Raw genomic sequence first — 10,882 nt, 5'->3', positions numbered from 1 at the left:
AATTACCTTTAGATTTGCTAACTGAGAATATGATAATATTGTAGAGAATAAATAAAACAACCTAATCAACAAAGTGAACCAGACGAATTACAAGGATAACGCCCTAAAATTCGAGTAGGACTTTGTTGATTTTACTAAAGAGTATCAGACTAGTAATTAAGACGTCGAGGTCTAGTATTAAGGTTTAGATGATATTTTAGTAACAGGTTGCCTTAAATAATTATCATATGGACAAATTTACACAATTTATCGGAATAGATATTTCCAAAGATTATTTTGATGTAGCTATTTATGTAGATGCTAATTCTTGTAAACACAATCAGTTTGAAAACACTAAAACGGGAGTTGATCAATTTATGAAGTGGATGAAAAGCGAAGGATGTTGTGTAGAGGAAACATTGATATGTATGGAGCATACAGGTATTTATAAAAATATTTTAGTAGATATTTTGCTTTCAAAGAATTGTAATCTATGGGTAGAAATGGCTTATAGAATTATAAGAAGTAGTGGAATACAAAGAGGAAAGAATGACAAGATAGATTCTAAAAGGATAGCATTGTATGCTAAGAAAAATCAAGAAGAAGCGAAGCTCTTTAAAGCATCAAAGGCTGTATTGAATAAGATTCAGGCTCTATTGGGACAGCGAGAGATGAGTATAGCTCATAAGACAGCTATAGAAGTAAGAACCAACGAATTTAAGGGGTTTAATGATGAACTGTACAAGGTTTTGTCTAAAAATGATAAGGCTATTATCAAGGCTTTAGAGAACGCTATAAAGGTGATTGAAGAACAGTTAAATACTCTTATTAGAGAAAATCAAGAGGTATCTGAGATATTTGATTGTGTGATTTCTGTAAGAGGTGTTGGAGATATTACAGCGATGTTTTTAATATGTTATACCAATGCGTTTACATCATTTGAAGACTCTCGACAATTAGCATCTTATTGTGGTGTTGTCCCTTTTGAATATACTTCAGGTAAAAGTGTAAGAGGCAAAGCTAAAGTACACTTTATGGCTAATAAAAAGCTTAAAAAACTTTTACATCTCTGTGCTTTATCAGCTGTTAGATGGGACCCAGAGATAAGGGCTTATTACGAGAGGAAAGTTGGAGAAGGTAAGCATAAGATGCTTGTTTTAAACAATGTTAGAAACAAGCTTGTACAGCGTATATGTTCTTGTGTTAGGAATAAAAAAGCTTATGAGGTACGACAAGTAGCATAAACATCATACATTGAATTAGAAACAAAAATAGAGGATAATACGGATATAATCCTCAGGTTAGATATGCCTTGTTTTATTGAGTTATTCTCAAAAATAAGGTGTAAAATATATTAATAATGATTTGCTTTTATCATAGTAATCGAATTACGAGGCTTGCCTTTTAGGCATTAATAAAAGAATTAAAAATGTTGCTTGCAACACTCATTAATTAGGAATTGAGAATTAGGAATTTATGACTTCAGCATAGGTATGTATATCTGGCAGATAAAATCATAAGTGTTAAACCCATCAAAAAAGCCATTACTTGTTTTTAAGTAATGGCTTTTGTATTTATTAATAGAATCCTAATTCCCGAAGGGAAAGCATTCCTAATTCCTAATTTATAACTCCTAATTAAAAGTTATGCTCTATTGATATCAATAAGGATTTTAACTTGTTCTGGATTGCTTACTAAGGCTTCAAAACCATTTGTTACAATCTCGTCTAAACCAATTTTATTTGTCACTAATTTTTCTACCTCCATACGACCAGAGTCGATTAAGTTAATTACTTCAGGGAAGATATTTCTATAAGCGATAACCCCTTTTACAGTGATCTCTCTTAATACTTGATCTAAAGCATCGTGTTGAACTGGTTTTCCGAATAAAGCAACTAATACAGCAGTACCTCCATTACGAGTAGAAGCAATACCTGTATTATAAGAAGCTTGTACTCCAGCACAATCTAAGAATACATTAACTCCTAGACCACCAGTCAAGGCTTTAATCTTAGCAGGAAGATCAGCTTCCATAGCATTGAATACATGAGTAGCTCCGATTTCTTTTGCTTTCTCTAAGCGTTTCTCTGCTACATCTGTAACGATCACAGTAGACGCACCAGCTGCTAAAGCTGCTTGAGCACATAGTAACCCGATAGGTCCTGCACCAGATACTAATACTGTCTGTCCTACTTTTAGACCACTCTGTAGTACTGAGTATACAGCTACTGCAGCAGGCTCTACTAAAGCACCTTGTTCAAAAGACATCGTATCAGGAATTTTGTGAATCATATAATCTTCAACCACTACGTATTTTGCAAATCCTCCATTACCTGCTAATCCGATGAAACCTAAGTGTTCTCCTAAGTTGTATTCTCCAGAAGCTACGAATGGACTATCGAAGTTTTTATAGATAGGCTCAATTACTACACGATCCCCTACTTTAATATTTTTTACACCTTCACCTAATTCTTCAACGATACCTGAGAACTCATGTCCTAAAGTAGTTACACCCTGATGACCATTTAATGGATAAGGTTTGTCTAATGGAATTAATTGAGGCCCGTGTACATATTCGTGTAAGTCTGATCCACAGATACCAGCATATTGAACTGCTACTTTTACCTGTCCTTTAGCTGGAGTAGGGATTTCTGTTTGTTCTACTCTAATATCTTTGGCTGCATACCAGCGTGCTGCTTTCATTGTGCTCATAATAATATTCTTTTTTATGTTTCACTCAAATATACTGAGAAAACTAGAGAATATTCGTTTCCCGCGAAGCTTTGGTTGTTAATTATTAATCAATATTGTGTTATCATTTTAAGACTGCAAGTGTTTTAGAATGATAACTTCTAAAATGAAAGAGATAATGTAGTTTGTTAAGTATCTATGTTTAAATTTTAACGTAAAAGAGAGGAGTGTTTTTATAAGAAAACGATTATTGAAATAAGGTTAGATTGAGATTAGAATAATTGCTTTTACGAACTTTTTAAAGAAAGGTGCAAACTAGGTGCTCAAGGGCATAAAAAAAGCCCGATAACGAGTGTTATCGGGCTTTTCAGCGGAGAAAGAGGGATTTACACCTTACTCCGTATGTCTTATAAATAGCGGCTTTCTGGCTTTTAAATTTTTATGTGCCATGAAATAGCCAAGCTTTTATATCAATGATTTCAAGTATATTAATTTAATATCAAATATATAGAATTTTTTTTGACATCTAACTTAATTACAAGATACTTTACATTTAATTTAATCAAAAGTATTTATTTGAGTATTATTAACATTTCAACTATCAGTGTATTTTTGTACTGCTATATTATCAATTAAAAAATTGAATGGTTTTTTAGATTCTAAATCTTTCCATACAACATCTATGATATTATCATCAATAATTTTTAAATTCTCTATATCTACTATATTAACAATATAATAAATAAACAATAATTGCTTACCGTTTTTCACATAAGATTCAACATAATCTTCTTGAGTATATAAATGATTTACAATTTCGATATTGACATTTAACTCTTCTTTAAATTCTCTTTTCAAACATTCTATTATTCCTTCTCCAAATTCCAATCCTCCACCAGGAAGCTTACAATAAATTTGGCCTTGATATTTTTCATGTAGACATAAAATTTCACTATTGTTTATGCATAATCCATAAACTCTAATACTAAACCCATCTAATTCACTCATATTATTAATTTAAATAAAATGCTTTAAAATGGATAATAAATTGAGAAGTAAACTTTGATGCTGTTTAACTTTAAAATTCAATAAAAGAAACGGCAAAACAGATGATCAAAAAATCATCTATTCTGCTTTTTCCTACGATGGTATTAACCACATCAGGTTCAAAGAGTATTTCTCAACCTGAAAGTATCAGGTACCCCTAAAGCTTAACAAAGCTAAAAAACTTTATAAACATTTTGATTTATTTTTGAACAAAATTCAAAAATAAATTCCCTTCACTCTTATTTATTAAAGCAAAAAAACAGATAAAAACTTATATCATTCAAACTCTCCTACTATGTATTCCGAAAGCATTTCACTGGCACAAATCTAATCGATCGTAATATTCAAAGTGACAAAAACTCAATCATTTTATTTTCTTTTATGATTCACCATATAATCTAATGATCTAGTTGAAAAAGAAGATATATATCCTTTTTTTTCTAGAACTTCAAGAAACTTCTCATTACTTTCATTTTTTGGCAATTTAGCTTTTTGACGCTTATCAGTTATTTGTTTATAAATCCCTCCTAAACTTTCTAAAAAACTTTCAGTAAATGATAAATCATACTTATTAGCATTCTTACTAAATAAACTAATCTTATCTTCTAGTAATACATTATTACTTTTAAAAATTTCATTCAATATATTATCTGTAACTATAAATGACCTATCTATTGCAGCTATATTAGCTAATAGTTTTAAATTATCATCTGTAATTATTGTTTCATCTGTACATTTCTTTAAAATACTTGATTTTTCAAAATTTGTTAATACTGTAGATTTTAAAACTAATTTTAAATCATCACTATCAAAACTAAGTTCTTGTAATATTTTAAAATACTCTGTTTTTCTTTTTTCCAACAAATAAATATTTAATCCATTAGTATGTTCCTTCAAAGAGTTATAACTCTCAATAACAGGACTAATACAAGTATTATTTATAAGTGAAACAATCTTGTTTTCTGATAAGTTTTCTATTTTTAAATTACTATACCACCAAGGGCTAGATTTCGTAATTAAATCATATGATAAGTCTCCAATCTCATCTCTTTGAATTAATTTTTTATAGAACACATTATAGTTTTTATCTTTGTTTTCTTCTTTTGGAACTTTAACCTTAGAGAGTTCTTGAGCATTTTCCAGCACATTAATAAATAGTATACAAGACTTAAATATTTCAAATTCATCATCCTCAACAATAATCTGACTATTATAATTATACAATAAATTCTCCCAAGAAGGTATTATTTTATTGTTTTCCAATAGCATAGGGTATAATGTAGAATCCTTAATACTTGCCAGTTTTGTTATTTTAGTTTCAACTTGAAGAATAATTCTTTTCATATTCTTCAATTCTATATTTTCATTATTCAATAACTCTATATAACTACTTTCTTTTTCTTTTTTGTTACTATCAATCTTTAAATAAATATTCCTAACATAATCATCAATGTTCTTATCAAGATACTGAATTAGTTTATTAGCATTAGACGACATAATTAAATAATAATTAGAATTATCAAAATCTACTTGATTAAATTCTCCAAATTGTTTAATTATTGAACTAATCATCTCTACATTTAATTCATAATAGTTTCTTTCATAAATAAAAGACAACATTTCTTCTGATGATTCAGTAAAATCAATGTCCTTGAAAATTACATTTAATTTCTCAATAACCATTTTAAGTTTATTGGTATCCTTTATTACATTTAAAAATAATGAATTAGATAAAATGTTATTCTTAAATGAAGATTGTTTAGATATATCTTCAATATCTTTTATATCACCAAACTCAATAATACTAATGAAAAGTTCATTTTTAAAATCCTCAGAAAAATCTACATTTGTTTCTACAAATCCCCATATATTAGACCATGCATTACAAAGCTTCTTTATAAAATCTTTCAAATAAGGAGTCATTCCAAAATATCCCTCAATAAATTCAATCGAAATAGTAGATTCATCTTTTAGCTTATTAAAGATAGAGTCAAGTTGAACTTGATATTGCTTGGAATGTAAAAGTACATAATCTAAAATATCATAGTTTAAAATGTACTCTGTTTGAAAATCAACAGGATTAATCTTAAATAATAGCTTATCTAACTTAGCTAATTTATAATCAAATGGTTGATTTATCTCACTTTTGATACTAATATGAAATTGAAAATCAGCTCTAGTAATACTCTCTTCATGAAATAGGGATACGTAGTCTAGATAATCTTCTGCAATATATCCATTTCGCAATAGTATATTAATAAATGACTTATCATAATTATCAGGTAAATCTATACTAGAATCTATACTACCTGTTTTTAATAGTTCTGCTAATTTTGCCTTTCTTTTCCCTTTCTTTTCTTCCTCATATTCAGCTATTTGTTTTCTTAAAGAGACTATTTTCCCTTCAGTTAAATCAGCTATCTCTTTTTCTCTAAGCAAATATGGCTTACTATCCACTCTTTTTTCAATATCTATAAATTTTGTAGTATAACTGCTTTTCGGAGTAGTCATATTACCATAATAACTATATGTCTTTTCTGTATAAGAATAATTATCAGTTGTCAAGTACTCAAAATTTGCATCATCAATTACATCATCAATAGACATATCTTTATCATTAATATTAAATGATTTAAACCCAGGTAGAGTTTCTATTATACGTAAAACATATAAAAGTCTTAACTCTTCTAAGTTATTGATAAATAATCCTTCTAGTACAACAACCCTATCCTTAAACAGCTTGATCTTTCTATCAATTTCAGCAACCTCTTTTTTTACAAAAGTATTTTTTAATTTAAGAACATTGTATAGAATCCCATCATTATAACTTAACTTCATAAAGTCATTAGGATAAATATTTTTATAAGTTATTATGGCAAATAATTTATCTTGATTTAAACTTTTATTCAGTTTCTCCGTATATAAGTAAAACTCATTGGATATATTATGAAGTAAACGCATGTCATCAATAAAAAAAGAAAGATTCTCAATTAGGCTATCACTTAGATTGTAAGTGTATTCTTTTTTCTTCTTCAATAAAATTTCACTAGAGTTAGACGAATTTATTACAGGTATAACAGGAATAATAAAATCAAAAAATTTAGTTCGTTCCTTATCTTTAAACATATCATCGCGTACAGCATATACAAAGACAATTTCTTTACGTTTAGTTTTTTCTGAATTATTTAAAAGTAAATTTATTTCTCGAAGTTTGGTAAAAATCTCTGTTTCCCTAAATCTATCTAAATCTTCAATTATCACAACATTATAAGGTCTTACAGAAAAAAAATAAAGGATTTCATCAATGTGATGATTTAAAACAGACTTATTTAAATTCTCTCCAATCCCTATTTCTGCATTTTGTACCTTAAATTTATTGAGGGTAATTACACTTATTATCCTAACCGACTTTAATATTATGAAGAAAAAGCCTAATAATATTATTATAATTCCACTATAATGAACAATACTACATATCTTACTATTTATAACAGTATCTTGGAATACATCTTGAATAAGATAAGGGTTAAAATAATTATACAATGAAATTAAAAAAAGTAAATACCCTAAAGAGAGAAGTAAAAGCTTCTTTAGATTGTAGCTTTTTATTTTCTTGAATCTTGAATCTGGTATTTTATTATCCTCCTCATGATAAAAAATCTGTTCTAATATACTTGTTTCAATTAAACGTAATAGCTCTGACTTATGAACCTGGTCTTCCTTTTTACCAAGTTCAGAATCCTCTTCCTTAAAGGTTGCTAACGAGATATTTAAAAATTTCAGATCCTTCCCTTTATAATTTTTTTGAAAAGTTTTCAATATACTACTCTTACCTGAACCATAAGGTCCTGTTAAAGCTATATTTTTAATATCTTCCTTTTTCCTATTCTCTAATGACCATAATAGTGCTTTTGAGTAATGTCCATTTTCATCGCCATTTCCTATAGGAGATAAAGAAGAATACCCTAATTTTTCATCTTCTTTTTCTCTATATTTAAATCTAACAGACTCAAGATATCTAATCAAAATATCAAGTTGTTCTAGTATTTTTTTTTTCATCAATCAAAGGTTAATGTAATTTTATAATATTTAGAATGATAGTATTACTTTTTTATTGTTGTTACTAACTTATATCAATTCAGATTAATATATAGAATTTATATTTTATCTTAAATATATAAAAGATATCAATTAAATAGGTTGTTTTTATTTCCACTCAACGTTTTATCTAGTAAGAGAGTGTATTTTAATCCTTAATTAATAGAATAAGTCTATCAAACAATATAATAAAAGCCCTATTATAAGGGCTTTCTTATTTAATTATAACTTTAATAAGTCAACTTTTTTCAATCTTAAAATTTCTGAACTTCTTACTTTCAAAACCTGACTCCTAACTCCATTTTTCTCATTAACTTCAATTAAGAGCATTTGTTTATCAGACATCGTAAACTGATCTAACATAAAGACATTGTCTTGTTTACTATGACTATTGATTGTTTGAGAATTAGTAAGACTTCTAATTGGTTTTAAACTTACTTCTTGAATAGTAGTTCGTTTTGAAGTTCTTTTATCTTTGATTTTAAAACTAACATAGTCAACTTCATATGGTAAATTGCTTTTGTTATTGATAAAAACATGAAAATATAGTTTACCATCTTGAATATAAATACTCTTTAACCTTGCTTCTACTTCGTAACTTTTACTTTTGATATTTAGCTCTTTCTTGTTTTTATTTATGATTGCTTTCATAAAAAGATCAGCTAAACTTGGGCTTGTAATTCCTAAGTCTTTAAATAACACTTCGCTTTGCTGTTTATTTATTTGTTTTTCAAACTTGGTCAAGTCATAGCTCAGTTGTAATGGCTCTTCTTTATAAGTAGTATTGAAATTGTAATATTTACCATCGTTTGTGATAACAGTGAAGTTTGTAGGAGTGATATCTTCTTTTGTAGTTTTTAAGCGAAGAACATTAGATGTTGCTTCTACTTTACTAGCTATAATTTCACTACTTCCTAAATCAACATATTCAATGCTGCTTGGAAATAGTATATGAGTTGTTTTGTTTTGGGTTAGTTCTACCTTATAAGGAGTTACCTCAGCAGTTGAAAGGTTAATAGATTGACTATTTTCTTGAGCCTTTAGTGTGTTTACTGTTAGTAAGCACAGTAGCATATATTTTATAATTGTTTTCATAATGATTTGATTTTTTTTGTTATTGATTGTTATTCTTTAGGCATAAGAAACAGCTCTTGTCCTTGTTTTAGCGTTACTCGTTGGGCTTTTACTTTCTTTGAAAAGTACCCTGACACCCCTTGAATGAGTCCTTTGGTTAAATCTCCTACTATTTGGTCTGAAGCAGATTTTGTCATTGAGATACTTGTGCCTGCTGTCTGTCCCATATTGGCTATGATTTCTTTTGAGGCGCTTATTTCTTGAAGGTCTAATACCTCTAAGCCTCTTTGTCCATAGTTATCATAACCAATAAGCTCTGTTTCTATGATAGTCTCTTCCATCTTAATAGAATTTACACTTAGCTCAAGTCTACCGCTATTTACTTTTACTTTAGCAATGAGTGTACTTGCTTCAGGTAATAAAGCTCCATTTATTACAATACTTTCTAAGAGTCTTAGTTTGATGTAACCTTCGTTTATAATGACCTGATCTTCTTTGATACTTACTTTTATACTGTTTTTGTGGATTTGCGTTTTATGCTCTCCTTCTGCTGTATAGAAGGTTGGATTGTTTTCAGAATTAATTGGTAAGAAATCCTGTAAATTTGGAGGCTTAACAAGTGAAGAAACAATCTCTTTATTTGTTTCTTCAATCACTGTAATTGCCTGTTTTTTACTTGGAATTGTTTGGCCGTTAGTAGTTTGATTTAGTGGTAATGATATATTTGGAGTTTGTCCACCTGGCAGGTACTTCGCTGCCATTTGAAAAGACTTTTCCATAAGCTCTAATTGATTATCCATAGTAATAGCAGTTGGAGTATCTTTTTGTTCTAATTGTTTCTCTAACTCTTCTATTTGCTTTTTAAGGCGATCAGTTTCAGGATTTTCAGTACTGCTATAAAAACTACCAAGTACATCTTGGGTTTGCTTGTAGTTCTGATAAGACTGCTCATAAGGCGTGTAAGTAGGTTCTACATTATAATCCTTGTGATTATAAGTATTAGTTGACTCGTCTTGCGACTCATTCCAATAATCTGCTAAGGAGTAAATCTGATTTTCATTTTCCTGTTGCTTCTGTTCCCATAGCTCCTTTTCATAAGCTTTTACCTTATCTGTTGGCATCCCCTGTGTTGTTGCCTCTGGAACAGAATCATTGTGAATGATAAGCTCCTTCTCTTCTGGTTTAAACAAAAAGTACATAGTCCCTAAAAACACAATACCCATTAAAGCAAAGACAATATGCTTTTTGTGTTTTTCTATCAAATTTTGAAATACCTTATTTTCTTTGGGTACTTTCTCTATCTGATGGGTTTTATTTGATGATTGATCTTGATTCATAATAATTTAGTTTAATAGTTGATTGTGATTCTATCTTTTGCCTATCAAGCAAATACTTCACTGGTTTTATATTACTTTGCGTCTGTTTATTGGTTGTTGTCTCCTTTATTGTAGAGGTAAAGCTTGTCTTTACAATAAAAAGACAAACAAGACCATAAAGGGTAAATACAATAAGTAATAAAACTCGCTGTCTTTTTATAGAGAGGTTATTCCAGTAGACCTGTAGTCTACTGGAATAGCTGTGTCTTAGAAGTTGTAGCTTATTCATAGTCTTGTTTTTTTAGCGTTTAATAACTTCTAAGTCTTTGTTCTCTACAACTGTAAACTTTTCGATAATAAACCCTTGCGGGTTATTATCTGAGCGTACAGCCGAAACAAGCTGGCTACTTGTTATAAGGTTCCTTTTAGTTAGGTTACTTGAACGGATGATATACTGAGTCGCATAGGTTAATGTCTTATAAGGATAGGCGTTAAAATCTATCTTAATGCTATCCACCTCTACCCTTTGCTGGATATTTCCTGAAATGACTCTGCTGTAATAACCTTTTTCAAGTAAGTCCTTGTAGTAGTCAAAGGCTGTTTTATCAGATAGGTTAAACGCTCTTTGCATATTACCCTCAATAGCTGCCTTTTCAGGTGAGAGGGTAAAGAAAAGC

Annotated in this window: 8 protein-coding genes and 1 riboswitch; of the genes, 1 reads left to right on the top strand and 7 read right to left on the bottom strand. The window is 29.2% G+C overall.

The window, feature by feature from the left end; genetic code table 11:
• The first annotated feature begins 227 nt into the window (after positions 1-227).
• A complete protein-coding gene (locus MODO_RS18585; RefSeq protein WP_006258619.1) occupies positions 228-1,223 on the top strand; it encodes an IS110 family RNA-guided transposase in 996 nt (331 codons plus the stop codon).
• Positions 1,224-1,623: 400 nt separating this feature from the next.
• On the opposite strand, the gene MODO_RS18580 is transcribed toward MODO_RS18585, so the two are convergent.
• The 7 genes from MODO_RS18580 to traK form a co-directional block, all read right to left on the bottom strand.
• Positions 1,624-2,691 (bottom strand): 2,3-butanediol dehydrogenase, encoded by a 1,068-nt coding sequence (locus tag MODO_RS18580; RefSeq protein ID WP_006258620.1) that lies wholly within the window; start codon positions 2,689-2,691, stop codon positions 1,624-1,626.
• A gap of 573 nt (positions 2,692-3,264) precedes the next feature.
• Positions 3,265-3,678, bottom strand: coding sequence for an NUDIX domain-containing protein (locus MODO_RS18575; RefSeq protein WP_059051709.1), 414 nt, complete (start codon positions 3,676-3,678; stop codon positions 3,265-3,267).
• Positions 3,679-3,790: 112 nt separating this feature from the next.
• A riboswitch (TPP riboswitch) is annotated at positions 3,791-3,886 on the bottom strand.
• A 200-nt stretch (positions 3,887-4,086) separates the two neighbouring features.
• Complete coding sequence (locus tag MODO_RS18570; RefSeq protein WP_059051707.1) at positions 4,087-7,776, bottom strand: YobI family P-loop NTPase; 3,690 nt, start codon at positions 7,774-7,776, stop codon at positions 4,087-4,089.
• Positions 7,777-8,037: 261 nt separating this feature from the next.
• Positions 8,038-8,910, bottom strand: coding sequence for a conjugative transposon protein TraN (gene traN, locus MODO_RS18565; protein ID WP_059051705.1), 873 nt, complete (start codon positions 8,908-8,910; stop codon positions 8,038-8,040).
• 29 nt (positions 8,911-8,939) lie between these two features.
• Positions 8,940-10,226, bottom strand: coding sequence for a conjugative transposon protein TraM (gene traM, locus MODO_RS18560; RefSeq protein WP_059051703.1), 1,287 nt, complete (start codon positions 10,224-10,226; stop codon positions 8,940-8,942).
• A complete protein-coding gene (locus MODO_RS19660) occupies positions 10,201-10,494 on the bottom strand; it encodes a hypothetical protein (RefSeq protein ID WP_081316900.1) in 294 nt (97 codons plus the stop codon). The genes traM and MODO_RS19660 overlap by 26 nt, the downstream gene beginning before the upstream one ends.
• 12 nt (positions 10,495-10,506) lie before the next feature.
• Positions 10,507-10,882, bottom strand: a 376-nt coding sequence (traK, locus tag MODO_RS18555) for a conjugative transposon protein TraK (protein ID WP_069190350.1), incomplete at its 5' end; no start/stop codon positions are given.

Source organism: Myroides odoratimimus (assembly GCF_001485415.1).
In the GTDB taxonomy this organism is placed as follows: domain Bacteria; phylum Bacteroidota; class Bacteroidia; order Flavobacteriales; family Flavobacteriaceae; genus Flavobacterium; species Flavobacterium odoratimimum.
The sequence above is the reverse complement of the archived record's forward strand: the minus strand, read 5'-3'. Positions and strand labels throughout refer to the sequence as shown.